The 26,524-nt window shown below is 68.7% G+C and carries 21 protein-coding genes; 12 read left to right on the top strand and 9 right to left on the bottom strand.

Annotated elements, in window-relative coordinates; all coding sequences use genetic code 11:
- Window positions 1-68: 68 nt before the first annotated feature.
- Window positions 69-3,080 carry an FAD-binding and (Fe-S)-binding domain-containing protein gene (locus DU502_RS14940; protein ID WP_121921548.1) on the top strand — a complete coding sequence of 1,004 codons (3,012 nt, stop codon included), beginning with the start codon at window positions 69-71 and terminating at the stop codon, window positions 3,078-3,080.
- Here the strand turns inward: DU502_RS14940 and DU502_RS14945 are convergent.
- Together DU502_RS14945 and DU502_RS14950 are read right to left on the bottom strand one after the other, a co-directional pair.
- Window positions 3,077-3,838 (bottom strand): helix-turn-helix transcriptional regulator, encoded by a 762-nt coding sequence (locus tag DU502_RS14945; protein WP_121921549.1) that lies wholly within the window; start codon window positions 3,836-3,838, stop codon window positions 3,077-3,079. The genes DU502_RS14940 and DU502_RS14945 overlap by 4 nt on opposite strands.
- Before the next feature lie 222 nt (window positions 3,839-4,060).
- Window positions 4,061-4,480, bottom strand: coding sequence for a GIY-YIG nuclease family protein (locus DU502_RS14950; protein WP_121921550.1), 420 nt, complete (start codon window positions 4,478-4,480; stop codon window positions 4,061-4,063).
- 85 nt (window positions 4,481-4,565) lie between these two features.
- Here DU502_RS14950 and DU502_RS14955 point away from each other — a divergent pair, with 85 nt between their 5' ends.
- Window positions 4,566-6,869, top strand: coding sequence for a DEAD/DEAH box helicase (locus DU502_RS14955; protein ID WP_121921551.1), 2,304 nt, complete (start codon window positions 4,566-4,568; stop codon window positions 6,867-6,869).
- Here the strand turns inward: DU502_RS14955 and ppk1 are convergent.
- On the bottom strand, window positions 6,866-9,139 hold the full coding sequence (gene ppk1, locus DU502_RS14960) for a polyphosphate kinase 1 (RefSeq protein WP_121921552.1): 2,274 nt from the start codon (window positions 9,137-9,139) through the stop codon (window positions 6,866-6,868). The two genes, DU502_RS14955 and ppk1, sit on opposite strands and share 4 nt — an antisense overlap.
- A 164-nt stretch (window positions 9,140-9,303) precedes the next feature.
- Here ppk1 and DU502_RS14965 point away from each other — a divergent pair, with 164 nt between their 5' ends.
- From DU502_RS14965 to DU502_RS14985, 5 genes are all read left to right on the top strand, one after another.
- Window positions 9,304-10,455, top strand: coding sequence for an alpha-1 4-glucan-protein synthase (locus tag DU502_RS14965; protein WP_121921553.1), 1,152 nt, complete (start codon window positions 9,304-9,306; stop codon window positions 10,453-10,455).
- A 162-nt stretch (window positions 10,456-10,617) separates the two neighbouring features.
- Window positions 10,618-11,778, top strand: a complete 1,161-nt coding sequence (locus tag DU502_RS14970; protein ID WP_121921554.1) for an iron ABC transporter substrate-binding protein — start codon at window positions 10,618-10,620, stop codon at window positions 11,776-11,778.
- Window positions 11,779-11,782: 4 nt separating this feature from the next.
- Window positions 11,783-13,420: an ABC transporter permease gene (locus DU502_RS14975; RefSeq protein ID WP_121921555.1), complete on the top strand. Its 1,638-nt coding sequence runs from the start codon at window positions 11,783-11,785 to the stop codon at window positions 13,418-13,420.
- Window positions 13,413-14,546 carry an ABC transporter ATP-binding protein gene (locus tag DU502_RS14980; protein ID WP_121921556.1) on the top strand — a complete coding sequence of 378 codons (1,134 nt, stop codon included), beginning with the start codon at window positions 13,413-13,415 and terminating at the stop codon, window positions 14,544-14,546. The genes DU502_RS14975 and DU502_RS14980 overlap by 8 nt, the downstream gene beginning before the upstream one ends.
- Window positions 14,543-16,657 (top strand): DUF7846 domain-containing protein, encoded by a 2,115-nt coding sequence (locus DU502_RS14985; protein WP_121921557.1) that lies wholly within the window; start codon window positions 14,543-14,545, stop codon window positions 16,655-16,657. Before DU502_RS14980 ends, DU502_RS14985 begins: the two co-directional genes overlap by 4 nt.
- Here DU502_RS14985 and DU502_RS14990 read toward each other — a convergent pair.
- The 5 genes from DU502_RS14990 to DU502_RS18410 form a co-directional block, all read right to left on the bottom strand.
- Window positions 16,649-17,533, bottom strand: a complete 885-nt coding sequence (locus DU502_RS14990; protein ID WP_121921558.1) for a Vms1/Ankzf1 family peptidyl-tRNA hydrolase — start codon at window positions 17,531-17,533, stop codon at window positions 16,649-16,651. The genes DU502_RS14985 and DU502_RS14990 overlap by 9 nt on opposite strands.
- A gap of 120 nt (window positions 17,534-17,653) precedes the next feature.
- Complete coding sequence (locus DU502_RS14995; RefSeq protein ID WP_121921559.1) at window positions 17,654-18,007, bottom strand: DUF5802 family protein; 354 nt, start codon at window positions 18,005-18,007, stop codon at window positions 17,654-17,656.
- Window positions 18,008-18,086: 79 nt separating this feature from the next.
- Entirely contained in the window at window positions 18,087-18,422 is a 336-nt protein-coding gene (locus tag DU502_RS15000; protein ID WP_121921560.1) for a hypothetical protein, read from the bottom strand.
- Window positions 18,412-19,452, bottom strand: a complete 1,041-nt coding sequence (locus tag DU502_RS15005; RefSeq protein WP_121921561.1) for a zinc-binding dehydrogenase — start codon at window positions 19,450-19,452, stop codon at window positions 18,412-18,414. The genes DU502_RS15000 and DU502_RS15005 overlap by 11 nt, the downstream gene beginning before the upstream one ends.
- Before the next feature lie 42 nt (window positions 19,453-19,494).
- Entirely contained in the window at window positions 19,495-19,644 is a 150-nt protein-coding gene (locus DU502_RS18410; RefSeq protein WP_166033692.1) for a hypothetical protein, read from the bottom strand.
- A gap of 112 nt (window positions 19,645-19,756) precedes the next feature.
- Between DU502_RS18410 and DU502_RS15010 the strand changes: the two genes are divergently transcribed.
- Window positions 19,757-20,317, top strand: a complete 561-nt coding sequence (locus DU502_RS15010; protein WP_121921562.1) for a MogA/MoaB family molybdenum cofactor biosynthesis protein — start codon at window positions 19,757-19,759, stop codon at window positions 20,315-20,317.
- Window positions 20,318-20,378: 61 nt separating this feature from the next.
- The gene (gene ilvD / locus DU502_RS15015; RefSeq protein WP_121921563.1) at window positions 20,379-22,124 is read left to right on the top strand and encodes a dihydroxy-acid dehydratase; all 1,746 of its coding nucleotides are present in this window, start codon (window positions 20,379-20,381) and stop codon (window positions 22,122-22,124) included.
- On the opposite strand, the gene DU502_RS15020 is transcribed toward ilvD, so the two are convergent.
- Window positions 22,121-23,281 (bottom strand): lycopene cyclase domain-containing protein, encoded by a 1,161-nt coding sequence (locus tag DU502_RS15020; protein WP_121921564.1) that lies wholly within the window; start codon window positions 23,279-23,281, stop codon window positions 22,121-22,123. The two genes, ilvD and DU502_RS15020, sit on opposite strands and share 4 nt — an antisense overlap.
- Window positions 23,282-23,393: 112 nt before the next feature.
- Here DU502_RS15020 and DU502_RS15025 point away from each other — a divergent pair, with 112 nt between their 5' ends.
- From DU502_RS15025 to DU502_RS15035, 3 genes are all read left to right on the top strand, one after another.
- Window positions 23,394-24,611, top strand: a complete 1,218-nt coding sequence (locus tag DU502_RS15025; RefSeq protein ID WP_121921565.1) for a CaiB/BaiF CoA transferase family protein — start codon at window positions 23,394-23,396, stop codon at window positions 24,609-24,611.
- Entirely contained in the window at window positions 24,611-25,717 is a 1,107-nt protein-coding gene (locus DU502_RS15030) for a LeuA family protein (RefSeq protein ID WP_121921566.1), read from the top strand. The genes DU502_RS15025 and DU502_RS15030 overlap by 1 nt, the downstream gene beginning before the upstream one ends.
- A gap of 203 nt (window positions 25,718-25,920) precedes the next feature.
- Window positions 25,921-26,493: a hypothetical protein gene (locus tag DU502_RS15035; RefSeq protein WP_124897092.1), complete on the top strand. Its 573-nt coding sequence runs from the start codon at window positions 25,921-25,923 to the stop codon at window positions 26,491-26,493.
- Window positions 26,494-26,524 lie beyond the last annotated feature (31 nt).

Below are 26,524 nucleotides of genomic sequence, written 5' to 3' on the forward strand. Positions count from 1 at the left end.
CGCACGCTCTTGGGTGTGCGCACCACGAGTACCTGCATTTTATGCGGTCATACACCAAGTGGCCGCCAATGGCAACGACAGGCGACGCCCCCGACGATCCGTCGTCGGCGGGTGATTACGACTACCAGAGCGACGACGTCGACCGGCCGGGCATGGTCGACGACCTGGACGGGCTGATCGACGGCGACGTCCGCTTCGACGACTACTCCCGACAGCTGTACGCCACCGACGCCAGCGCCTACGAGATGACGCCAGTCGGCGTCGTCGTCCCAACTTCCACTGCCGACGTAGTCGCCGTAGTGGAGTACTGCGCCGAGCGCGAGATTCCCGTCCTCCCCCGCGGCGGCGGCACCAGTCTCGCCGGCCAGACCGTCAACGAGGCGGTCGTCATCGACTTCTCGCGGGAGATGACCGACGTGCTGGAGATGGACCCCGAGGCCCGCCGCGCCCGCGCCCAACCGGGCGTGAAACTCGGCGACCTCAACGCCGAACTCGCCCCTCACGGCCTGAAGTTCGCACCCGACCCCGCGTGGGGCGACAAGAGCGTCCTCGGCGGCGCCATCGGCAACAACTCCACCGGCTCCCACTCCCTGAAGTACGGCAAGACCGACGCCTACGTCGAGGAGGTCGAGGCCGTCCTCGCGGACGGCACGGTGACGACGTTCGGCGAGGTGACCCTCGACGAACTCCGCGAGGGGGCCGACTCCGACGGGAACTTGGCGGAGCGGTTCTACGCCGAAGTGGCTCGCATCGTCGACGAGGAGACTGACGAAGTGCGCGAGAAGTACCCCGACCTGAAGCGCAACGTCTCGGGCTACAACCTCGACCGCCTGATCGACGAGGCGGAGACGGGGTCGGTCAACCTCGCCCGTCTGCTGGCGGGAAGTGAGGGAACGCTCGCGATCATCACCGAGGCGACCGTCTCGCTCGAACCCGTCCCCGGGACGAAGGCCATCGGTCTCCTCACGTACGACGACCTCATCGACGCGATGGAGGACGTGGCGCCCATCCTCGACCACGACCCCGCGGCGGTCGAAGTGCTGGACGACGTGTTGCTCGATCTGGCGCGCGAGACGGCCGAGTTCAGGGACGTGGTGGGGATGCTCCCCGAGGGAACCGACTCGGTCCTCCTCGTCGAGTTCTACGCCGAGAGCGACGAGGAGGGACGCCAGAAAGTGGCGGATCTGATCGCGGATCGGGTACCCGACGGCGACAGCGAGGCCGACCCGTCCGACGGCGCGACCGACCTGACGGCGGCCCCGCGGCGCGCCCGGACGGCGATGGAGGCCCACGACGCCGAAACGCGGGAGAAGTTCTGGAAGATGCGCAAGTCCGGGCTGCCGATCCTGCTGGGGCGGACGACCGACGCCAAACACATCGCGTTCATCGAGGACACAGCCATCCCGGCCGAGAACCTCCCCGCCTACGTCGCGGACTTTCAGGAGATGCTCGACGACCACGATACGTTCGCGAGTTACTACGCCCACGCCGGGCCGGGCGTCCTCCACATCCGCCCGCTGGTCAACACCAAGACGGTCGAGGGCATCGACCAGATGGAATCCATCGCCGACGCCGCGACCGATCTGGTCGTCAAGTACAACGGCTCCGTCTCGGGCGAACACGGCGACGGCCGGGCGCGCACCCAGTGGAACCGGAAACTGTACGGCGAGCGCCTCTGGCAAACCTTCCGCGACCTGAAGACGGCGGTCGACCCGGACTGGCTGCTCAACCCCGGCACCGTCTGTGGCGACGTGGACATGACCGAGAACCTCCGGTTCGACGCCGACTACGAGTTCGACGCCGGCTTCGACCCCGCCCTGAACTGGGACAACGAGAACGGCCTGCAGGGTATGGTCGAACTCTGTCACGGCTGTGGCGGCTGTCGCGGCCCGCAGGAGACGACCGGCGGCGTCATGTGCCCTACCTACCGCGCCAGTCAGGAGGAGATCACCGCCACGCGGGGCCGGGCGAACCTGCTCCGGCAGGCGATGAGCGGCGATCTGGACGACGACGCCGCCGACGTGGAGTTCATGCACGAGGTGCTCGACCTCTGCATCGGCTGCAAGGGCTGTTCGAAGGACTGCCCGAGCGAGGTGGATCTCGCCAAGTTGAAAGCCGAAGTCACCCACGAACACCACCAGCGGCACGGGTCGTCGCTTCGGGACAAACTGTTCGCGAACATCGACGCGCTGAACGCGCTGGGGTCGGCGCTCGCGCCCGTCTCGAACTGGGCGGCGAAGGTGCCCGGCGCTCGAGTGGTCATGGAGAAGACCGTCGGTATCGCGAAAGAGCGCTCGCTCCCCACCTTCCACCGCGAGTCGCTGACCGAGTGGTTCGACGCCCGGGGCGGCGCGCAAGTGCGCGAATCGGAGGCCGCCCACCGCGTCCTCCTCTTTCCCGACGCCTACACCACTTACAACGCGCCGGCGGCGGGCAAAGCCGCAGTCCGCGTGCTGGAGGCCGCGAACGTCCACGTCGCCATACCCGACGACGTGACCGGAAGCGGTCGTCCGCCATTCTCGAAGGGCTTTCTCGACCGGGCCCGCGAACAGGCGCGAACGAACGTCGACGCCCTCGCGCCCCGCATCAGGGACGGCTGGGACGCGGTCGTCGTCGAACCCTCCGACGCCGTGATGTTCCAGTCCGATTACCGCGACTTGCTCACCGGCGACGACGTGGACACGGTGGCCACCAACACCTACGGCGTCATGGAGTATCTCGACGCCTTCCGACTCGACGAGTCGCTCGCCCTCGATGCACCCGCCGAGTCGCTGACCTACCACGGCCACTGCCACCAGAAGGCGACCCAGAAAGACCACCACGCCGTCGGCGTCCTCCGTCGGGCGGGCTACGCGGTCGACCCCCTCGATTCGGGCTGTTGTGGCATGGCCGGCTCCTTCGGCTACGAGGCCGAACACTACTCGATGAGCAAGGCCATCGGAAAGATCCTCTTCGAGCAGGTGGACGACAGCGACGGTGACCGGGTCGTCGCCCCCGGCGCCTCCTGTCGCACCCAACTCGAAGATCACTACGACGAGAAACCCCCCACGCCCGTCGAGATGCTCGACCGGGCGCTCTAGAGCGGCGTCGCCGACTGCCACAGCCGTTCGTGGAGGTCCCGCGCCCACCGCGTCGCCGCCGGATCGTCGGTGCCGACGAACCCGCGAGGTGTGCCGTCGAGATAGAGGACGAGCCCCACTTCGGGCCCGTCCGGCGTCTCCGCGAGGACGAGCGTCACGGGCTCGTCACGGTCGGTGCGTCGGATGTCGATGCGGCCGAGGTCGAGCGCTTCGCGCAAGTCGCCGGGACGGGTCGAGCGCTGTTGGTCGACGACCCGATCCGTGACGACGAACGTCCCGGTCATCCCGTCGAGTACCTGATTGTGGTAGACGCGGGCGTTCCGGGAGAGATGTCTGGCGGAGTAGACGGAGACGTGCGTGGCGTCCGCGACGAGGGCGGCCACGCACTCGACGGGTCGGTGCGGCGCGTGCGGGCGCGGCTCGACGACTCGCGCGTCGTCGAAGAGGGCGGGGTCGACGTCGATCCCGACTTCGATTCCGTCGAAAAGCGACGCGACGTCGGCGAAGCGACCGATCCGCTCGATCCGCCGGTCGTGTTCGTCGAGCGCCAGCCGACCCGGCACCGTCAGCTGGTAGCCGTCCGCCGTCGCGGCGACGAACCCGAGCATGGACAGGTCACGGAGCGACCGCTCGGCCGTCGACCGCGAGACGCCGATCCGTTCCGCCAGTTCCGCCTTCGAGGCCGACGCCACGGCCAGGGCACGAAGAGTCTCGGTGCGACGCTCGACGACCGCCGCGGGTGAATCATCGCCTATCATCTGATAGATCTACAAAACGCTTATATATCATTGGTCACTCGATGCGGTGTTTCGCGAGGGGTAACATGAAGATATCGACGAATGTGTTTAATAATGCCGGGGTGCCTCTGACACACGGGGTCGTGGCGGGTTGCCCGGCCCGCCGTTCGATCCGCTGCTCGACGCCCGGCGGATTCGCCCGGATCCGCCCCGCGTCGAGCGTCCCCGGTCGCCTACGTGCGATCAGTTCTGGTGGACCGACGCGACGGTAGCGCGCAGGGTCTCGATATCCTCACCGACAGCGAGATGCGAGCGGCAGCCACAGTCCGAAGCGCCGAACCCCTCGACCGGACCCCCGGGGAGGCGACGAGCGATGGCGCACTCGGCGTCGACACCGGGGGACGTGACCACGTCGACCAGTTCGGTCGCGGAGTGGCCGGTGAGGTAGTCGACGTGCCAGTGGCGAACGTCGTGGTCGCCGCGTGCGACCCGTCGGTGCCGGTCGACGCGGGCGAATCCGCCGCTCCCGAGGGCACTCCCCGTGTAGGCGTACGCGCCGCCGGGAAAGCGATGGGTTCCGAGTGCACCGACCGCGATGTCGACCGCTTGCGGAAGCGTGAGCAGCAGGGTGTACGTGCCGCCAGTGGTGCCGTCGGCGTCCATAGTCGCGCGTGGCACGAGTGCGTCAAAACGGTGTCGTGACCGGGGCGACCGCAACCGGTATGCCCGCGCCGTCCGGAGCGGGGGTGTGGACGACGCCGTCGACCGACTTCGGGCGCGGGCGGACGAGGGACAACTCGCCGACTACCGTCTCGTCCCCGGCCGCGAGCCGACGTACGCCGACTGCGACCTCGAACCGCGACTGGCGAGTGCGCTGGCGGATCGGGGCATCGACCGCCTCTACCGCCACCAGGTCGACGCCATCGAGGCCGTCCGGAACGGGAAGGACGTGGTACTCGCGACGCCGACGGCGAGCGGCAAGAGTCTCGCGTACACCGTCCCCGCGTTCGAACGGGCGATGGACCACGGCGGGCGAACGCTGTATCTCGGCCCGCAGAACGCCCTCATCGCGGATCAGGCCGAGAGCCTCGACTCCCTCGCCCGCGACCTCGGGTTCGGGAGTCGCGTCTCGGTCGACACCTACACCGGTCGGCTCTCGCAGACCGAGAAACGCGACGTTCGGGACCGCCGGCCGACCGTCCTGCTCTCCAACCCGGACATGCTCCACTACGGCCTCTTGCCCCACGGCCACCGCCTCTGGGAGTGGCTCTTCTCCTCGCTCGACCTCGTCGTCGTCGACGAGGTTCACGACTACCGCGGCGTCTTCGGCAGTCACGTCGCCCTCGTCTTCCGCCGGCTGGCCCGCCTCTGTGAGCGTTTCGGGAGCGACCCGCAGTTTCTCTGCTGTTCGGCCACCATCGGCAACCCGGTCGAACACGCCGCACGCCTGACCGGGCGTCCGGAGTCGGGATTCACGCTCGTCGACGACGATACGAGCGGTCGGGGACCGCGTCACTGGGTGCTGTTGAACCCACCCGAGTACGAGGGCGACGAGGGATCGGGTCGCCGCCGGTCGAGTCACGTCGAGACGAAACGACTGTTCGCGGACCTCGTGAGCGCGGGCCACCAGACGCTCGCGTTCACCCGTGCGCGCCAGACCGCCGAACGCTACGCGACCGAGAGCGCGGACGCGTTGCGCGACCGGGGCGAACGAAGTCTCGCCTCGCGAATCGAGGCGTATCAGGCCTCGCTCCGCGACGACCGCCGGCGCGACATCGAGGACGGCCTTCATAACGGCCGGGTACGGGGCGTCTGGAGTACGAGCGCGCTCGAACTCGGCGTCGACGTGGGAGGACTGGATGCCGTCCTCCTCGACGGCTACCCGGGCACCCGGATGTCGACCTTCCAGCGCGCGGGGCGGGCGGGACGCGGGTCGGACCCGGCGCTCGTCGCCCTCGTCGCCGGCGAGGACCAGTTGGACCAGTACCTGATGGCGAACCCCGACGACCTCTTTGCCGGCGACCCGGAGCAGGCGACCGTCGACCCGGAGAACGACCACCTCCGGCCCGCCCACGTCGCGTCGGCGGCCGTGGAGAACTGGCTGTCGCAGGCGGACGAGAAACACTTCGGCGAGGGCTTTGCCACCATCGTCCGGGAACTGGAGGCCGAGGGGCGACTGGAGCGCCGGGAGACGAGCGAGGGCGTCCGCTGGACCCACGCCGGGGATCGGAGCCCGCAACACGAGACGAGCCTCCGGACCGTCGACGACCGCGAGGTGGATCTACTGGCCGACGGCGACGTGATCGCTACGCTCGGCTTCGGCGACGCCCTGCGGGACGCCCACCCCGGCGCCATCTACCACCATCAGGGGCAGTCCTACGAGGTGACGGATCTGGATCTGGATCGAGACGTGGCTACCCTGCAGTCGACGTGGGCGGATTACTACACGCGCGTCCTGACGGAGAAGTCGATCACGGTGGATCGGGACCGGGAGGCGACCGCCCTGTCGGCCCGCCCCGACACCGAGGTCCGCCTCGCGGACGTGACCGTCACCGAACGGGTGACGGGGTTCGAACGCCGGGACGCGAAACGGGGCGAGACGCTGGGTCGGGAGATGGTGGCGCTGCCGGAGACGACGCTGTCGACGACGGCGCTGTATTTCACCGTCCCCGGCGACGTGGAAACCGAGATGCGCGTCATCGGCGACTTCGACGGGGGCATCCACGCCGCCGAACACGGCCTCATCTCGCTGTTCCCGCTCGAACTCCTCTGTGACCGGGCGGACGTGGGGGGCCTCTCGACGCCGTATCACGCCCACACCGGCGCGAGCACCATCTTCGTCTACGACGGCTACCCCGGCGGCGTCGGCCTCGCCCGTGGCGGCTACGAGCGAATCGAACCGCTCCTCGCCCGCACGGGGCGCATGATCGACGCCTGCGGGTGCGCGGACGGCTGTCCGGCCTGCGTCCAGTCGCCCCACTGTGGGAACGCGAACGACCCGCTGGCGCCGGAGCCGGCGGTCCACCTGCTGGCGTCGCTGACGGGGGACTAGTCCCCGTCGTCGTCGGCCTCGTCGCCCGTCACCAGCAAGTCGCCGGGACTGGCCGGGTGATCGGTGTCGAGGCCGTGGTCGTCGTCGCACTCGTGGGCGGCCCGCGCGGCGTCCATCAGAATCTCCTGCGTGCTCCAGACGGGGTCGTCGCCGGGCGTCCGCTGTTCGTACTCGCCGTCGGCGTCCATCTCCCACCCGGTGCGGTTGTCGTGGAGCATCACCTCCAGCACGAACCGGAGTTGTTCGCGGATGTCGGGGTCGGTGACGGGCGCGACGGCCTCGACGCGGTAATCGAGGTTTCGCGTCATCCAGTCGGCGGAGCCGACGAAATACTGGGGATTCGGCTCGTCGGCGGCCGCCGGATCGTCGGGGCCTGCGCCGTTCTCGAAGTAGTAGATCCGCGAGTGTTCGAGGAAGCGCCCGACGACCGAGCGGACGGAGACGGTGTCGCTGACGCCCTCGATACCGGGACGCAGGCGGCAGATGTCGCGGACGATCAGATCGATGTCGACGCCGGCCATCGACGCCCGGTAGAGTTCTGCCACGATGTCGGGGTCTTCGAGGGCGTTCATCTTGGCGACGACGCGGGCCGGGCGGCCGGCGCGGGCGTACCGGGCCTCCCGGCGGATCAACTCGGTGAAGTGCTCGCGCATCGTGACCGGCGCGACGAGCAGTTTGCGGAACGACTCGTCCAGCGACGGCCCAGTGAAGAAGTTGAACACCGTGGCGAGGTCCTGTCCGATGTCGCGGTCCGCGGTGAGAAGCCCGAGATCGACGTAGCCTTTCGCCGTCTCGGAGTGGTAGTTCCCCGTAGCGACGTGGGAGTAGAGTTTGACGCCGTCCGCCTCCTCGCGGACGACCAGCGCGGTCTTGGTGTGGGTCTTCAATCCCACCGTCCCGTAGGCGACGTGAATGCCGTTCTCCTCCAACTTGCGCACCCACTGGAGGTTGTTCTGCTCGTCGAAGCGCGCCTTGAGTTCGACCATCACCGCCACCTGTTTGCCGTTGTCGGCAGCGTCGATGAGGCGCTGGATCACCTGCGAGTCGCTCGCCGTGCGGTAGATGGCGGCCTTGATCGCTAGCACGTCGGGGTCGTTGGCGGCGGCGTCGAGGAAACGCTGGACGGTCCCGTCGAAGGAGTGATACGGGTGATGGAGGAGCACGTCGTCGCGAGCGATCTCGTCGAAGAGGTCGGCACCGTGCATCGTCGCATCGGCGGTCGGCCCCTCGGAGAACCGGGGGTGCGGGAGCGGCGACCACGGCCGCCGTTTCAGGTCCGGGCGCTCCAGTTCGGTCAGCGTCGTGAAATCGCGGTAGTCGAGCGGGCCGTCGCGGTAGAACACCTCCGCCGGGTCGAGATCGAGTTGCTCCTGCAGGAGGGTGACCATCGCCTCCGGGGCGTCCGCACTGATCTCCAGTCGGACCGCGGTGGCGAAGCGCCGCTGTTCGATCACCTCCTCGATGGCCTCGATGAGATCCTCCGCGACCTCCTGATCGTGACGGACCTCCGCGTTGCGCGTGATGCGGAACAGGGCCGTATCGAGCACCTCGACGTTCGGCATCAGCAGGTCGAGATGCGCCTCGATGAGATTCTCTAGCAAGACGTACCGCGATCCTTCCTCGACGGGGACGAGTCGGGGGCGGTTCTGCGGCACTTTGATCCGGGTGAAGATGGGCCCCTCGTCCTCGTCACCCTCGTGACGGACGAACGCGCCGAGCGAGAGGCTGAGGTTGGAGATGAAGGGGAAGGGGTGAGCGGGATCGAACGCAAGCGGCGTCAGCGTCGGGAGGACCGACTCCTCGAAGTACGCCCGCATCCGGTCGCGCTCGTCGGTGGTCAGATCGTCGTAGTCGAGGATCTCGATCCCCGCCTCGGCGAGCGCCGGGCGGACGACCTCGCGGTAACACTCGGTCTGCCGGTCGAACATCGGGGCGGTCGTCTCCAGAATCTCCGCCCACTGCTCGCGGGGGGTCCGCCCGTCGACGGTGGAGTCGGTGACGCCCGCGTCGATCTGCTGTTTCAGGCCGCCCACCCGCTTCATGAAGAACTCGTCGAGGTTGCGGGTGAAGATGCCGAGAAACCGCACCCGCTCCAGCAGGGGTGTGCGGTCGTCGAGCGCCTCGTGGAGGACGCGTCGCTGGAACGCCAAGTGACTCAACTCCCGGTTCAGGTAGAACTGCGGGTCGTCGAGGTCGGGCGTGGCCGACGCCGACGCTGTCTCGTCATCGGACTCGTCGTGCGTGCCGGCTGGATCGTCTGGATCGGACATGACTGAACGTTGCCGCGGGAGGGACGCCGCAGTCGGTGAATCACCGTACTGGAGGGAGAGCCCACACAAAGCCGTTGGTATGATTCCTACGAACGGCTATCGAGGAATATATATCGCCGTCGCGGAGCGACAGGTATTTTAGGCGGGCCTAAAGAGTGGCGGCCATGAGTGCAGACGTCTGCGTGATCGTGCCGACGATCAGGGAGTACGAGTGCGTGCGGTCGTACGTCGCCAACGCCGAGCGCCACGGCTTCGACACCGACCGACTGGAGTTCGTCCTCGTGACCGAGGATCACTGTCCGACCGAGGAGATGGACGCGATGCTCGACGACTTGGGCGTCGCGGGCGAGGTGTTCGACGGCAGCCGACGCGAAGCGTGGCTGGCCGACCGTGGCGTCGGCGAGTACGACCACCTGATCCCGGCGCGAAGTCACGCGCAGACGAGTTTCGGCCTGCTCTACCTGTGGGCGCACGACCACCCCTACGGCGTGTTTATCGACGACGACACCCGCCCCCACGACGACGTGGATTTCTTCGGCACGCATCTCCGCAACCTGACCGAGACACGGACCGTCGAGTCGGTGCGGTCGGACGAGAACTGGGTGAACGTCCTCTATCACGCCGCCGACGAACACGGCCTCTACCCCCGCGGCTATCCGTACGCGGCGATGAACGAGACGGTCGAAACCGGGGAGCGCGAGGTGTCGGACGTGATCGCCTCGCAGGGCCTCTGGACGAACGTGCCGGACCTCGACGCGGTGCGTATCCTGATGGACGGCGACCTGCAGGGACAGGCCGAGACGCGCCTCACCGCCGACGACTTCGGCCCCGACTTCGTCGTGGAACCCGGCCAGTATCTCACCGTCTGTTCCATGAATCTCGGGTTCCGCCGGGAGGTCGTCCCCGCCTTCTACCAGCTTCCCATGGACGACAACGAGTGGTCGGTCGGCCGGTTCGACGACATCTGGAGCGGCGTCTTCCTCAAGCGCGCAGCGGACGTACTGGGCAAGGACATCGTGACGGGCGACCCACTCTGCCGGCACGACAAGGCCCCACGGTCGACGTTCGACGACCTGCACAACGAAGTGGCAGGGCTGGAACTGAACGAACACCTCTGGAAACTGATCGACGACGCGGGCAGCGACGCCGAGACGTACGCCGGCGTCTTCGCGGCGATGGCCGACGCCCTCGTCGACGCCGAGGCCGACTACCGCAACGGCGACTTCCTCGCCTACGTCGGCGAACACATGCACGACTGGCTGGACTGTCTCGACGAACTCCAGCCGGTCGAGCGCGCGGTTCCGGCCGACGACTGAGACGACCCGTCGAACTGGATTCCAGCTGTCGTGGTGATAGATTTTCGCCGGACGTAACGGCGAACGCCTCCGGCGACTTCCGATACACCCCGTGGGAGCGACTGCCACGCCGAGCCGGGGGAATCGGCAAGTATAAGTGTTTTAGGGCCACCTAAATCAACCATGGACGACGACAGTTCGTCGTATCTTCGGCGGCGACGATTCCTCGCGACCGGCGCGGCCGCGCTGAGTGGCGCGCTCGCGGGGTGTAACGGACTTCCGGGCGGGAGCAGTGGCGGCGGCGGTGGCGACGGGAGCGGGACGATCACCCTGAGTTCGTTCCGTGGCTCCGGGCCGCTCGTCGAGGGCCGGGCGTCGCTGAGCGGGACGCGCATCGCGGACCTCCCCGACCTCTCGGGGGAGTTGACGGTCTATCTCGGCGGCGGCGAGGGCGGCCTGTACCGCGAACTACTCTCCATGTTCTCACAGCTCTACCCCGACTTCACGGTGCGACCGCGTGAGGGCGGGACCGCCCAGCTAGCGAACACCATCATCGAGGAGGGCGAAAACAGCCCGGCCGACGTGTTCTGGGCGGTCGACGCGGGATCGCTCGGCGCCGTCGCGGAGGCCGACATGGCGACGACGCTCTCCTCGGACGTCGTCGAGTCCGTTCCACAGGAGTTCCACCCGACGGACCAGTGGGTCGGAACCGCGGGCCGGGCGCGGAGCGTCCCCTACAACACGAACGAACTCAGCGCCAGCGACATTCCGGACACGGTCATGGACTTCCCCGACACGCCGGCACTCCAGGGTGCGATGGGCTGGGCCCCCACGTACGGCGCGTTCCAGGCGTTCGTCACGGCGATGCGCCTGATCGAAGGCGAGTCCGCGACCCGGCAGTGGCTGCAGTCGATGCTCGATTCCGGCGTCACGGAGTACCCCGACGAGTTCCTCACCTCCAACGCCGTCGCCGACGGGGAGATCAGCGCCGGGTTCGCCAACCACTACTACGCGCTCCGAGTCCGCTCGGCGCGCACCGACGCGCCGCTCGACCTCGCCTTCACCAGCGGCGACGCGGGCGCGCTGATCAACGTCGCCGGCGCCGCGGTGATCCAGGGCACCGACCAGCAGGAACTCGCGGAGAACTTCGTCCGCCACCTCCTGACGGTCGAGGCACAGGAGTTCTTCGCGACCCGGACGTTCGCCTACCCGATGATTCCGGGCGTGCCGCCGGTCGGCGGCCTGCCCAGCATCGACGAACTGAACCCGCCTTCTATCGACCTGCAGGAACTATCGAACGTGGAACCGACGCTCCAACTCATGCGAGACGTGGGCGTGCTCTAGGGGGATGAGCCGCGAGGGATCGGACATCGTGGCGGCGGTCGACGGGCTTCGAGAGCGGATCGGCTGGCCGGGACGGTACGAATCCCACCCCCTCGTCACGGCCGCCGCCATCCTCGTCGCTGTGACGGTCATCTCGCCGCTTCTGTGGCTCGGCCTGCGAGCGGCCGCCGTCGGCCCGAGCGAGGCGCTGTCGATCCTCACTGCGCCCTCGACGGTACAGGTGTTCACCAACAGCCTCGCGCTCGTGGCGTCGGTCACGGCCCTCTCCGTCGCACTCGGCGTCCCGTTAGCAGTGCTGACGGTACTGACCGATCTCCCCTTCCGCCGGTTCTGGACGGTCGTGCTGGCGCTCCCGCTGGTGGTGCCGAGCTATCTCGGCGCGTTCGCGTTCGTCTCGGCGTTCGGCCCACACGGCACGCTGGCGGAACTTCTCAGCCCGCTCGGCGTGACGATTCCGACCATCTACGGCTTTCAGGGGGCGACGCTCGTCCTCGCACTGTTCGTCTATCCGTACGTCTTCCTCACGACGCGAGCGTCGCTCCTGTCGTTCGACTCCAAGCAACTGGAGGCGGCCCAGACGCTCAATCACGACTTCCGCTCGGCGTTCCGTCGGATCGTCCTGCCCCAGATCGCGCCCGGCGTAACTGCGGGAGCGCTCCTCGTCGCCTTCTACGCGCTCTCGGACTTCGGGACGCCAGCGATCATGCATTTCGACACCTTCACTCGGGTCATCTACGTCCAGTACAACAACTTCGGCCGAGGGACGGCGTCGCTGCTCTCGATCCAGTTGCTCGCCGTGACCGCGCTCGTCCTCTTTCTCGAGTCGCGGTTCGGTTCCGGCACCGGTTCGGGGTACGGCGGCGGCGTCACCAAGACGGATTCGACCGTCACGTCGCTCGGCTGGGCCAAGGCACCGGCACTCCTGTTTTGCACCGCAGTCGTCGCGCTGACGCTCGTGGTGCCGGTGGCTATCTTCGGGATGTGGTTGCTGCGGAGCGGCCCCGGCTACGCCGGCGGCGGGTTCGCCTTCGAGTGGTCGTTCGCGATCAACTCCGTCTACGTCGCCGCCATCGCGGCCGCCGCGACGGGACTCGCGGCGCTCCCCATCGCCTACGTGTCGGCGCGCTCTAACTCCCCGCTCGCCCGCCTGCTGGATCGGTCGACGTACGTCGGTTACGCCGTTCCGGGGATCGTTCTCGGCCTCGCGCTCGTCTTCCTCGGCGCGAACTACCTGCCGTGGCTCTACCAGACGCTCCCGCTGCTGGTGTTCGCGTACGTCGTCCGCTTCCTGCCGCAGGCGGTGGGGGCGACTCACTCGTCGGTGTTACAGGTGGACTCGGAACTGCTCGGCGCCGCGCGGACGCTCGGGGAGACGCCCCAGGGGGCGTTCCGGCGCGTGACCCTGCCGCTCATCGCGCCGGGCCTCGTCGCCGGCGCCGCGCTCGTCTTCCTGACGACCATGAAGGAGTTGCCGGCGACCCTCATCCTCCATCCGACGGGCTTTACAACCCTAGTCACCTACATTTGGCGTGTGCAAGAAGCGGGATACTACGGACGGGCCGCGCTGCCGGCACTCGTGCTGGTAGCCGTCTCCGCGCTCTCCATGATCCTACTCTTGCGACAGGAGGGAGACAATGCGTAACGACACACCCGAGATGAGCCGTCGCGTGTCGCGTGCGGAGGACGAAGACGAACCGGACGCGCCCGCGATGCTGACGCTGGACGGCGTGACCAAACGGTACGGCACCGAGACGGCCGTCACCAACGTCGACCTGACGGTGCGTGACGGCGAACTCCTCACGCTCCTCGGGCCGTCCGGCTGTGGGAAGACGACGACGCTCCGCATGATCGCGGGGCTGGAGATGCCGACCAGCGGTCGGGTCGGCGTCGACGGCGAGTGCGTCGCCGCCGACGGCGACGGCGTGCCGCCAGAACAGCGGGACGTGGGCATGGTCTTCCAGGAGTTCGCGCTCTTCCCGCACCTGACGGTGGCCGAGAACGTCGGCTTCGGTCTCGACGACTGGGACGACGACCGGCGCGAACAGCGAGTGGCGGACCTGCTCGACCTCGTGGGGCTCAGCGCCTTCGCGGACCGGTCGCCGGAGAACCTCTCCGGCGGCCAGCGTCAGCGGGTCGCGCTCGCCCGCTCGCTCGCCCCCGAACCCGACGTGTTACTCCTCGACGAACCCTTCGCCAACCTCGACATCCGCCTCCGGGAGCGGATGCGCGAGGAAGTCCGGCGCATCATCAAGGAGACGAACGTCACCGCCGTCTCCGTCACCCACGATCAGGAGGAAGCCCTCTCTATCTCCGACCGCGTAGCGGTCATGAACGAGGGACAGGTCGAACAGGTCGGCCGCCCGGAGACGGTGTTCGAACACCCGAAATCGCGGTTCGTGGCCGACTTCCTCGGCCAGGCGAGCTTCCTCACCGGCCAGTTCGGCGGGGACCACATCAACACCGGCCTCGGCACGCTCCCGGCCGAACTGCTTCAGGGGCTGACGACGGATTACGACGGCGCTCGCCTCGACGTGCTCGTCCGCCCGGACGACCTGCGCGCGACGCCGTGTGACGACGAGAGCCGAACCGGCAACGGGACGCTCGTCGGCCGGCAGTACACCGGCCCCTCCTTCGTCTACGCCGTCGAACTCGACACCGGCGACGTCGTCCACGCCGAACACAACCACGCCAGTGACCTCGAACTCGGCGAGCGCGTGACGGTCGACCTCGTGGCCGACCACACGCTCGCGTGGTATCCGGCGGAATGAGCGACGGCGCGGGGCGTCACGTTCTGCGTACGCACCGCCACCGCCTCACTGCCGCCGCCCTCGCCATCGCTGGCGGCCTCCTCGTCTTCCTCGTCGCGACCCGTCTGTTCCCCTTCCACAGCCTCAACCACGACGAGGGGGTGTACCTCCAGCAGGCGGCGATGCTCCTCGACGGCCAACTGTTCCTCTACCCGCCAGTCGAGGACGCGTACCGCCCGTGGTTTTTCGTCCGTGCGCCCGACGGGGGCCTGTATCCGAAGTACGCGCCCGTCCCCGCGGCGATGTTCGCCGTCGGGAACCTGCTCGGCGGCTACCGTCTCGCGCTCGCGGGTATCGCCGCCGGCAACGTCGCGCTCACCTACGCGCTCACTGCCGCGGCGTTCGACCGGACACGGGGACTGCTCGCGGCAGGATTCCTGCTCGCCTCGCCGCTCTTTCTCGTCGACTCCGCCGTGTTTCTCCCCTACGCCCCGACGACGCTGTTGAATCTCGCGTTCGCGGCGGCGTATTTCCACAGCCGACGAACCGGCAGTCGGCGCGCCGCGGCCGTCGCCGGCCTCGCCGTCGGGCTGGCGTTCTTCTCCCGCCCGTACACCGCGGTCCTCTTCGCCACACCCCTCATCGCCCACGCACTGTGGACGCTCCGGGGACTGGACCGCGATCCGGTGCTCGCGCAGGCGGCGACGGCAGTGCTGGGACTCTGTGGCGTGGCCGCCGCGCTCGGGTACAACGCCGTCACGACCGGATCGGCGTTCGTCTTCCCCTATCAGGCGTTCGCGCCGCTCGACGGTCTCGGCTTCGGCCACCGGGAGATTCTCGCGTACTCCCGGCAGTACACGCCCGAACTGGCGCTCCGGGTCAACGCGCGTGTCCTCTCACTCCTGTTCGGCGAGTGGGTCGCCGCCGGCCCCCTCGGGACGGTCCTCGCGGCCGTCGGCGTCGGGGGGCTACTTCGGCACCTGTATCGCCACCGCACCGCCGACTGGCGGCGCCTCGTCCTCGCCGGCCTGTTCGTCTCCATCCCCGTCGGCAACGTCTACTTCTGGGGCAACCTGAACGTCCTCGGTGACCTCGGGCGGGCGAACGACGGACTGGTGGCGTTTCTCGGCCCGTACTACCACTTCGACCTGCTGGTGCCGACGGCGGCGTTCGCGGCGCACGGAATCGTCCTCCTCGCCGGGCGGGGGCGGGCGGCGTTGCAGGCGCGGATTGCCGACCCGGATCGCCGGCGACAGGTCGCCGTCGTCGCCGTCGCCGTCTGTCTCCTCGTGGTCGCGGTCCCGGCGGCGACGGCGCTCGCCGAACCCGTCCAGCGCAACGCCGAAGTGACGGAGACCTACCGACAGGCGTACGCGCCGGTCGACGACGTGCCCGACGGCTCGCTCGTCTTCCTCCCCACGCCGTACGGCGACTGGATGAACCATCCGTTCCAGGCGCTCCGCAACGACCCCGGCTTCGACGGCGACGTGGTGTACGCGCTCCGGGAGCGACAGTTCGCCGTCGTCGACGCCCACCCGCAGCGACAGCTGTACCGGTACACCTACCGCGGGGTGTGGGCACCGACGACGGGTGAGGCGGTGACGCCACGCATCCAGCCCGTCGAGCACGTCGCCGGCGAGCGAGTGCGCCTCGGCCTGCAGCTGGGCATCCCGTCCGGCGTCGAACGCGTCTCGATCCGCCTCGCCTCCGAACACGGGCAGGCCTACTACGTCACCAACGGCACGCAGTCGTCCGTGGAGCGTGACTCTACGCTCACACCGTCACTGGTCGTGAGCGACGGCCGCGCGCGCCTCCGCGGCGTGACGCCGGTGTCGAACACGACGACGATTCCCGTCGACGAGCGCGACGAACTCCAGGTGACGGCCTTCGCCGACTACGGCGTGGGGAACGGCTTCAGCTACCGCGTCGAACTGCCGACGGCCACCGAGGACGGCCGGACGCGAGCCCTGACGCCGTATCTCGAACACTGCGACCGGCCGCTCCGGTGTGGCGACGAGGCAGCCTACGTCCCCGAGTCGGCCGGGCCGGGTGTCTCGATGGACGCCGACCTCTACGTGGCGAACGCGACTGTCGACGCCGAACCGGCGACGAGGCCGGTCGCGTCACAGTAGCGTCAGCCGCGTCGTGAAGAAGGAGCGGGCGGCGTCGTCGAGGGCGTCCTCGGGGTCGCCGCTCGCGTCCACGGTTTCGACGGCGACGGGGTCGTAGTCCAAGTCGTCGAGGACGGTCCGCTCGCCGAGGAGGACGAGGCGGTCGGGGTCGCGCCGGTCCAGTACCGCCCGCACGTCGTCGAGGTGGGTGGCGATCTGTTCGTCGCGACGGCGTTCGAACCGCGCCTGCGAGAACCCACCCTTCGAGTGGGTCGCCTGCACGTCCGTCTCGACCGTCTCCACGTCGGTCAGGTCGCCACCGTCGTAGGCGCCGACGGCGAACAGGTTCGAGCGCACCAGCGCGACGGTGAGGCCGTCCGGCGGGCGAAACCAATCGTCGTCGAGGCGGAACCCCTCGCCCCACTCGACGAAGGGGTCGGGGGCGAGCGGGGGAGCGAGCGCGACGCTCACGAGACGCGCGTCGTCGACACAGACCACGCAGGGCGCGGCGCGGTCGACGAGGGGGGCGTGGTCGTCGAGGATATCCGCGACGGCGTCGGGGACCTCTTCGTCCACCATCGCGGTCAGCGCCCCCTCCGCCCCGGCGTCGACGCTCCGGAGACGAGCGAGGACGGCGTCGAGGCGGTCACCGCGGAGCGACTCGGTGCCGCGGGGGTCGAGGGCGGCTACCTCGCTCTCGTCGTCGAGACGCCCCTCCAGATCGGCGATCCGGTCTTCGAGGCGGTTGACACGCTCCTCCGCCTCCTGCCGGGCAGTAGCGGCGTCGGCGCGGCGGTCGCTCTCGGCGTCGAGGCGACGCTCCAGGTGGCGCTTCTCCTCTTCGAGTTCCTCGATACGCGCCTTGAGTTCGGCCCGTCCGAGCAACCTGTCGAGCATGGGCGTACGAGTGAGCGCAGGTGCCTTCTAGTCTGTGGCTGGCGAGGGCGCAGGGAGCGAAGCGACCGAGCCCTCGGTGGAGCGGCGACCGAAGGGAGCCGCGGAGCGACCGAGCCCTCGTTAAACCGCCTCCTCCACGTACCCCTGCTCGTAGCCCGCGTACCGGAGGAGTTCGGCGGCACGACCGGGTTTGGCGAGGAACACCTCGCGCCGGTCGGGGAGGTCGGATTCGGTGACGCCCGGGGGGAGCCCCAACGTTCCGGAGGGAACGCCCTCGCGCCCGAGGACCGGGAAGTGACGCCCGTCGAGTTTCATCACGAGCGGCGCGTCGAGGCGTTCGACGCCCTCGCCGGAGGCGTAGAGCCGGCGGTTCATCCGTTCGTGGTCCGTCCGGTGGATGACGGCGCACTCGCCGTCGTGGGGTTCGACGTACAGTCGCCCGAGGTAGTAGCCCGCGGAGAACTCTTCGAACATACGATTCGGTACACGTTACCACACTGCACAGTATAAGTCTTGTCGGCAGGATTTATATCGAACCGCTGGGCCAGCGCCGTCAGTCGCCGCGACGGTCCCGCATCGACCAGACGGCGATCAGGCCGAGGATGACGGCCGGAATCATCGGGAGGACGAGCATGGCCGTCCGGTAGGTGGCGCCGAGGACCTGTCCGCCGGCGGGCCAGAGATAGATGACGCCGGGGATGACGAGGACGGCGACGACGACGGCAGCGACGAGGATCCAGCCCGCCCAGTCGAGGCCGTCGTCAGTGTCGGCCCGGTCGTCGACGGCCTCGTCGTCGCCCCCGCTCTCGACGGTCGTCGTCCCGTCAGAGGTGACCGTCACCGTGGGGCGGGCCCCGTCGCCATCGCCGCCCGCCCCCTCACTGCTCACTGTCGGGGACGACGACGACTTTGCCGAACCCCTCGCGGTTCTCGAGGAGTTCGTGTGCGCGTGCCGTCTCGCTCATCGGCAGGGTCTCGCGGATGCGGGGTTCGAACGTGCCGTCCCAGACGAGTTCGAGGACGTCGTCGAACTGGCCGGGCGTCGCCATCGTCGACCCGATCACCTCCAGTTGGTTCCAGAAGATGCGGTTGATGTCCGTCTCCGGGTTCGGCCCGGTCGTCGCGCCGCAGGTGACGAGGCGACCGCCCTTCGCGAGGCTCTTCAGGGAGTCACGCCACGTCTCGGCGCCGACGTGGTCGACCACCACGTCGACACCGCGGCCGTCGGTCAGGGAACGAATCTCGCCTGCGAAGTCGGTCGCTGTATAGTCGACGGCGTGGTCGGCGCCGCAATCGAGGGCGTAGTCGAGTTTCTCGTCCGTACTGGCGGTGGCGAACACCTCGGCGCCGAGGTAGTCGGCAATCTGGACGGCGGCGTGGCCGACGCCGCCGGAGGCGCCGAGGACGAGGACGGACTCGCTCGGCCCGAGGTCGGCGCGGTCGACGAGCATCCGCCACGCAGTCCCGAAGACGAGCGATGCCGACCCCGCAACCGGCCAGTCCACGTGGTCGGGCACCGCGACGAGGTTGTCCTCGGGAATCGCGAACTCCTCGGCGTGGACGCCGGGAACGTGTTCGCCGAGGATGTGGTAGGAGACACACATCGAGGGTTCGCCGTGTCGGCAGAACTCGCAGTCGCCGCAGGCGACGCCCGCGGTGACGGCCACGTGATCGCCGGGGTCGAATCGACTCACGTCGGCTCCCACTTCGCGGACGACGCCTGCGGCGTCGCTGCCGGGGATGTGCGGCATGTCGAGGTCGATGCCAGGTAACCCGCGACGCGTCCAGACGTCGAGGTGGTTGAGCGCCGCAGCCTTCACGTCGACGCGCACCTCGTCGCGCCCCACCTCGGGGTCGGCCACGTCGCCGTACTCGATCACGTCGGGCCCGCCGTGTTCCGCGATTTGAACCGCTTGCATATCCGCGTTAACCCTCGCGACGGACAAAACGCTGCGGGTCGACTATCGGCTCGTCGTGTTCGTACTCCCACACTCCGGACACTGAGTGAGCGACCCCAGCGACGGATGGTCGGCCGTCTCCCACGCGTCGCTCCCGGCCGGTGTCTCGAATCCACAGTTCAGACAGCGAGTCGTGGTGACTTCTGCGACCATACCCGCGAGTACGGATCGAAATGTCATAGAATTTTCTCGTGGGACGGTGATCGTGGGACGTGCGGACAGGGATTGCCGGCAGTATTAGTGGGCGGGCGTCGAACCCGCAGGCATGAGCGATCACGGCGACGGACACGACCACGATCACGGCGACGGACACGACCACCACCACCACGACGTCGAGACCCTCGGCGCCGGCATCGTCACCGTCACGTCCTCGCGGACGCTCGACGACGACCCTGCGGGCGACGCCATCGCCGCGGCGTTCGAGGCCGAGGGGCACGAGGTAGTGACGCGGGAACTCGTGCCGGACGACCACGACCGGGTGCAGGCGACGCTCCAGAACCTCGCCCGCCGTGGGGACGTGGACGCCGTCGTGAGCACCGGCGGGACGGGCGTGACGCCGGACGATCAGACCGTCGAGGCCGCGGAACCGCTGTTCGAGAAGACGCTTCCCGGCTTCGGCGAACTCTTCCGCCGGCTCTCGTACGACGAAATCGGGACGCGCGTGGTCGGCACGCGGGCGGTCGCGGGCACCGTCGAGGAGACACCCGTGTTCTGTCTGCCGGGGAGCGAGAACGCGGCACGGCTGGGCGCCGAGGAGATCATCGTCCCCGAGGCGGGTCACCTGTCGGGACTGGCGACGCGTGACGAGGACGGGGACGAAGAGTGAACTCCCACGAGCGGCGAGTCGCCGGCAGGGTTTTAACACCCGGGGCGAGTAGGGTCGGAACATGAGTCAGCAGGAACCAGAGCGACCCGACGAGGAACCCTACGCGGGGAGCAAGGACGAGAACCTTCGGAGCCGCGAGGTGACGGAGGGCCGCGACCGCGCGCCCCACCGATCCATGTTCCGCGCGATGGGCTTCGACGACGAGGACCTCGAATCGCCGATGGTCGGCGTTCCCAACCCCGCCGCGGACATCACACCGTGTAACGTCCACCTCGACGAGGTGGCGGAGTCGACCATCGAGGGTATCGACGAAGCCGGCGGTATGCCCATCGAATTCGGCACCATCACCATCTCCGACGCCATCTCGATGGGGACGGAGGGGATGAAGTCCTCGCTCATCTCCCGCGAGGTCATCGCGGACTCCGTGGAACTCGTCGCCTTCGGCGAACGGATGGACGCTCTCGTCACCATCGGCGGCTGTGACAAGAACATGCCCGGGATGATGATGGCCGCCATCCGGACGGATCTGCCCTCCGTGTTCCTCTACGGTGGGTCGATCATGCCCGGCGAACACGACGGCCGCGAGGTCACCATCCAGAACGTCTTCGAGGGCGTCGGCGCCGTCGCCAGCGGCGACATGACCGACGACGAACTCGACACGCTCGAACGGAACGCGTGTCCCGGTGCCGGATCGTGTGGCGGGATGTTCACCGCCAACACGATGGCGTCGATCAGCGAGGCTATCGGCTTCGCGCCGCTCGGCTCCGCGTCCCCGCCCGCCGAGGACGAGGCGCGCTACGACGTGGCCCGCGAGACCGGCGAACTCGTCGTCGACGTGATCGAAGAGGGGCGCAAACCCTCCGACTTCCTCTCACGGAAGTCCTTCGAGAACGCCATCGCGCTCCAGGTCGCAATCGGCGGCTCGACCAACGCCGTCCTCCACCTGCTCGCGATGGCGGCCGAGGCCGGCGTCGACCTCGACATCGAGGACTTCAACCGCATCAGCGAGCGGACACCCAAGATCGCCAACCTCCAGCCCGGCGGCGAGCGGGTGATGAACGACCTCCACGAGGTCGGCGGCGTGCCGGTCGTCCTGCGCGAACTGCTGGAGGCCGACCTGCTCCACGGCGACGCGCTCACGGTGACGGGCGAGACGATGGCCGAGGCCATCGAGCGCTACGATCCGCCCGCCATCTCCGCTCTGGACGCCGACTTCCTCCACACGGTCGACGAGCCGATCCACGAACGCGGTGCCATCCGCATCCTCACCGGCAACCTCGCCCCCGAAGGCGCGGTCATCAAGATCACCGGCGAGGATCACCTCCACCACGAGGGGCCGGTCCGGATCTTCGACGACGAGGAAAACGCCATGGAGTACGTGCAGGAGGGGCACGTCGACTCCGGCGACGTGATCGGTATCCGCAACGAGGGGCCGCGCGGCGGCCCCGGCATGCGCGAGATGCTCGGCGTCACCTCCGCCGTCGCCGGGCAGGGCCACGCCGAGGACGTGGCGCTCTTCACCGACGGTCGGTTCTCGGGCGCGACCCGTGGCTTCTCCATCGGCCACGTCGCCCCCGAGGCGTTCGTCGGCGGGCCCATCGCCGCGCTCGAAGACGGTGACCAGATCACCATCGACATCGACAACCTCGAACTCTCCGTCGACCTCAGCGACGAGGAAATCGAGGAGCGTCTGGAGGGGTACGAACCCGAACCGAACTACACGAACGGCGTGCTGGCGAAGTACGGCCAGACGTTCGACTCGGCGTCGAACGGCGCGGTGACGAATCCCGGCGTGAAGAAGGACTAATCGTCCAAGTCGCGTAACGTCTCGTGGACGCCGACGACCATCGTCGGCACCACGAGCATGAACAGGTGTTCTTCGATGGGGATGCCCAGCAGGTCGATTCCCGTCCGCATCGGAATCGAGAAGACGCCGACCGAGAGCGTGTACCAGTCCCAGACGTAGGCGAAGGGGTAGAGGACGGCCGTCGTCCGGGCGGCGGCGCGAACGGCGTCGGCGCGGACCACGAGCGTGATAGCGACTGCCCCCCACAGCACCTCGGTCGCGAGGTAGGTGTACGGCCCGAGCGCCGTGATGTCAGGGAGGGTGACTCCGGCGAGCGGGCGGAGCCACACGGCGACGACGAGCAGGGCGAAAAAGAGGTAGGACGCCCGCACGAGGAGCATCGTCGCCAGTTCGGCGTCCGCCCGACGGGCGACGACCGCGACGGCGAGGAAGGGGACGACGGCGAGTGCCGACCCTCGCGGGACGACGGCGGTAACGGCGAGGGCGACCACCGCGACCATGCCCGCACCCATTAGCCCGGCGGCGAGACGGCGCGCTGCCGGGCGCCCGAGGACGACGGCGACGGTCCGCTTGTCCACCGAGCGGTCGTAGTCGTAGTCGGTGGCGTCGTCGACCACCTTGATCCCCGCGAGGACGACGACGAAGACGACGGCGAAGGCGAGGACGGTCGTCGAGAGCGTCCGGGTCTGGACGTAGTAGCCGCCGAGGAGAGCGAAGCCGATGCCGGTCGGGTAGCCGAGCGTCGCGCCGAACGGGTTCGTGTCCAACTGCGGCGCGTGGAGGACGGCCACGAGCCACCCCGGGAGTGCGAGGAGGGCGGCGACCGGGTCGACGAGGAGGGAGAGGGCGACACAGCCGGCGAAAAACAGCGTCGTCGACCCCGCGAGCGCGAGGTGACAGCCCCGGCGTGTGAGGGGGTGGTCGTCGTCTTCGCCGCGGTGGTGGAAGTCCACGAGGCCGTCCTTGACGTGGGCGGTGTAGAGCGCGCAGAACGCGACGGCGAGGTGAAGCAGTGCCAGTCGCGGATGGGGAAACCCACCGAGGACGGCGCCGAATCCCGACGCGGCGAGCGGCGGCGCCATGAACACCGGGTGGACCTGCGAGGCGACGGCGCCGACGGCCGCACGCGGGCCGGTTCCGTGTCTGGCGATGGCCATAGCACCGTGGGTATGTGTTACAGTGACATATACTGTCGGCCGTCGTGGATCGAATGGTATCCGCGACCGGCCGACCGACACCTTATCGGACCCCCCGCCGTAGCCGTCGAGCATGACCGCACGCGAACGGCAGGGCCCGCTCGACGGCCTGCGTGTCGTCGACTGTTCGGGCATGATCGCTGGCGGCTTCGCCACGACGCAGTTGGGCGATTTCGGCGCCGACGTGATCAAGGTCGAACACCCCGACGGTACCGATCCGCTCCGCGAGTGGCCGCCCTACGACGAGGGCGTCTCGCTCTGGTGGAAGTCCATCGGCCGGAACAAGCGGTGTGTGACGCTGGATTTGAGCACCGCGGAAGGGAGCGCGCTCCTCCTCGACCTGATCGCGGACGCTGACGTACTCTTCGAGAACTTCCGGCCGGGGACGATGGAGAAGTGGGGACTGGGCCCCGACCGACTCCACGAGGAGAACCCCGGGTTGATCGTCGTCCGGCAGTCGGGTTACGGCCAGACGGGGCCGCGCGCGCAGAAACCCGGCTTCGGCACCGTCGCGGAGGGAATCACCAACTGGGCGCACGTCAACGGCTTCCCGGACAGCAAGCCCCTCCTCCCGCCGATCAGCCTCGCGGATCTCACCGCCGCCAACTTCGCCGTGCAGGGCGTCATGTTCGCCATCTTCGAGCGCGACGTGGGGCGTGCCGGCGGGAGCGGCGAGGGGCAGGTGATCGACATGAGCCTCTACGAACCGCTCTTCCGGCTCTTCCTCTCGGAAGTCGAGGCGTACGACCGCCTCGGCGAAGTGCGGGAGCGGATCGGCAACCACCACGAGAACGCGGCGCCGCGAAACGTCTACGAAACCGAAGACGGCTACCTGACGCTCTCGGCGTCCGCCCAGTCCATCTTCGAGAACGTGGCCGACGCCATCGACCGTCCGGATCTGATCGAGGACCCTCGATTCGCGGACAACGAGAGCCGCGTCGAACACGCCGACGAACTCGACGAGGTCATCGAGGCGTGGACGCGCGAGCGGACGACCGAGGAAGCCATCGCGGAGATGGAGGCCGCAGACGCCATCGTCGGTCCCGTCTACGACATGGCCGACATCTTCGAGGACGAGCAGTACGCGGCCCGAAACGACATCGTGGAGGTCGACGACGAGGATCTGGGATCGCTGAAGACGGCGGCGCCGGTGCCGCGGTTCACCCGCACGCCGGGCGCCGTCGAACACGCCGGACCGGGCCACGGCCAGCACAACGACGAGGTGTATCTCTCGGAACTCGGCCTCGACGAGGCGGAGTACGAGCGCCTCCGTTCGGAGGGCGTGATCTGATGCCGGTCGCGCTCCGCGACGTGACGATCCGCGAGGGCGCGCAGATGCCCGGACGGGAGTACGACGTGGAGAAGCGCGTGACGGCCGGACGGGCGCTCGACCGCCTCGGTCTCGACGCCGTGCAGGCTGGCTTCCCGGTCGTCGGCGAGACGGACCGGGAAGCGATCCGACAACTGGCGGGCGACGACGACGTATCGGCCGATATCGTTGCCCTCGCCCGCGCCATCGCCGGCGACGTGGACGCCGCCCTCGACGCCGAGGCGGACGTGATCGAGGTGATCGTCCCGACCTCCGATCAGCAACTCGAACACGTCCTCGGAAAGTCCGGCGACGAGGCGCTGGCGATGGCCGGCGAGGCGCTGGATCGGGCGCGCGAGGGCGGCACGGAGGTGCATCTCACGCTCGTCGACGGCTTCCGAACCGATACGGCCGACCTCGTCGATACGTTCGCCGCCTTCCCCTCGGTGCCGACGATCACCGTCGCGGACACGGTGGGAGCGCGGACACCGGACCGCGTCCGTGACATCGTGACCGACCTGTGCGACCGTGGCGTCGACGGCGACCGACTCGGCGTCCACTTCCACGACGACCTCGGCGTCGCGGTGGCGAACACGCTCGCCGCCGTCGACGCCGGGGCGACGGCCGCCGACGTGAGCGTCGCGTCGCTCGGCGAACGCGCGGGCAACGCGGCGCTGGAGCGGGTCGTCGTTTCGGATGCAGTGGACGGGAGCGGCGACTGCGCCGCCGCCGTCGACCGGAGCGAACTCGTCCCCGCCTGTGAGGCGGTCCTCGACGCGCTCGACGAGTCGGTCGATCCGCGGACACCGGTGTTGGGTGCGGACGTGACGACCCACGAGTCGGGAATCCACACCGCGGCGATGCTCCGCGATCCGGGCACGTTCGAACCGTTCGATCCGGCGACGTTCGGCGGGGAGCGACGCCTCGTCTTCGGTCCGGGGAGTGGTCGGGGGAGCGCCCGTGCGCTGCTAGAGCAGGCAGGGGTCGATCCGACCGACGAGCGCGTGGCGACCCTGCTCGATCTGCTGGCCGAGCGCGGGCCGATGGACGCCGACGCGGCGACGGCGCTGGTCGTGGAGCGATTCTGAGCGCGACCGACACACACGACAGCGTTTTGTCATCTCGGTGCGTCGGTCGAGGTAGATGCTCACCGAGCGACCGCGACGGCGAGGGGGGCTGTGAGCGACGGTCCCGACGGCGTGGCCATCGACCGCCGCTACCTCCTCGCGTCGGCGTTGCTCTGTCTCGTCGCGACGCGGCCGCCCGCGATCTGACCTACCCCGAGAACTACGTGCTGAGCGAGGAGGGCCGCAACCGGATGTTCAACTACTTCGTCAACGGCCAGTCGCTGTCGGCAGGGTTCGCGGCCGACACCTACCTCTCCTTCCTGACAGCAGGTGACCTGACGGAGTGGTACCGACGGCTGGCCGACCGAGTCGGGTTCGTCGTCGTGCGGACGGTGGCGGCGTACGAGTCGGACGGCGGCATCGTGTCGGGGGTACCGCGCAACTACCGACTGCTCCACCACGCCCTCGGGAGCGCGACCGGCGGCTTCGACGGCACGGCCCACTTCCGAGTGGTGTACGCGAGTCCGGACCGCTACGTCACGGTGTTCGAACTCGTAGCCGGGGCGACCATCGTGGGACGAGGGGCGCCGCGCGAACGCGTCGCCGTCGAAACGACGGTGCCGGTGGCGAACGTGCCGGAGCGCATCGAATTCCGGCGGGTCGTCGAGACGGGAGCAAACGGGAGATTCGACGTGACCGTCCCGCACCCGGGGCGCTACCGGATCGGGGACCGGACCGTTCGTGTAACCGAGACGGACGTTCGAGCGGGGGCGACGGTTCGGATCGACGGGTCGTGACGTGCCAGCGAGACTCACGGAATCGATTTAG

This window comes from Haloplanus aerogenes (genome assembly GCF_003856835.1).
GTDB classification, from domain to species: Archaea; Halobacteriota; Halobacteria; order Halobacteriales; family Haloferacaceae; genus Haloplanus; species Haloplanus aerogenes.

Coding starts and splice junctions, on each gene's coding strand:
- DU502_RS14985 (WP_121921557.1), top strand. CDS start 14,543: ATGAGCGACGGCGCGGGGCGTCACGTTCTGCGTACGCACCGCCACCGC.
- DU502_RS14980 (WP_121921556.1), top strand. CDS start 13,413: ATGCGTAACGACACACCCGAGATGAGCCGTCGCGTGTCGCGTGCGGAG.
- DU502_RS15030 (WP_121921566.1), top strand. CDS start 24,611: ATGCCGGTCGCGCTCCGCGACGTGACGATCCGCGAGGGCGCGCAGATG.
- ilvD (WP_121921563.1), top strand. CDS start 20,379: ATGAGTCAGCAGGAACCAGAGCGACCCGACGAGGAACCCTACGCGGGG.
- DU502_RS15010 (WP_121921562.1), top strand. CDS start 19,757: ATGAGCGATCACGGCGACGGACACGACCACGATCACGGCGACGGACAC.
- DU502_RS15025 (WP_121921565.1), top strand. CDS start 23,394: ATGACCGCACGCGAACGGCAGGGCCCGCTCGACGGCCTGCGTGTCGTC.
- DU502_RS15005 (WP_121921561.1), bottom strand. CDS start 19,452: ATGCAAGCGGTTCAAATCGCGGAACACGGCGGGCCCGACGTGATCGAG.
- DU502_RS14995 (WP_121921559.1), bottom strand. CDS start 18,007: ATGTTCGAAGAGTTCTCCGCGGGCTACTACCTCGGGCGACTGTACGTC.
- DU502_RS14990 (WP_121921558.1), bottom strand. CDS start 17,533: ATGCTCGACAGGTTGCTCGGACGGGCCGAACTCAAGGCGCGTATCGAG.
- DU502_RS14940 (WP_121921548.1), top strand. CDS start 69: ATGGCAACGACAGGCGACGCCCCCGACGATCCGTCGTCGGCGGGTGAT.
- ppk1 (WP_121921552.1), bottom strand. CDS start 9,139: ATGTCCGATCCAGACGATCCAGCCGGCACGCACGACGAGTCCGATGAC.
- DU502_RS14945 (WP_121921549.1), bottom strand. CDS start 3,838: ATGATAGGCGATGATTCACCCGCGGCGGTCGTCGAGCGTCGCACCGAG.
- DU502_RS14965 (WP_121921553.1), top strand. CDS start 9,304: ATGAGTGCAGACGTCTGCGTGATCGTGCCGACGATCAGGGAGTACGAG.
- DU502_RS14950 (WP_121921550.1), bottom strand. CDS start 4,480: ATGGACGCCGACGGCACCACTGGCGGCACGTACACCCTGCTGCTCACG.
- DU502_RS14975 (WP_121921555.1), top strand. CDS start 11,783: ATGAGCCGCGAGGGATCGGACATCGTGGCGGCGGTCGACGGGCTTCGA.
- DU502_RS14970 (WP_121921554.1), top strand. CDS start 10,618: ATGGACGACGACAGTTCGTCGTATCTTCGGCGGCGACGATTCCTCGCG.
- DU502_RS18410 (WP_166033692.1), bottom strand. CDS start 19,644: ATGGTCGCAGAAGTCACCACGACTCGCTGTCTGAACTGTGGATTCGAG.
- DU502_RS15020 (WP_121921564.1), bottom strand. CDS start 23,281: ATGGCCATCGCCAGACACGGAACCGGCCCGCGTGCGGCCGTCGGCGCC.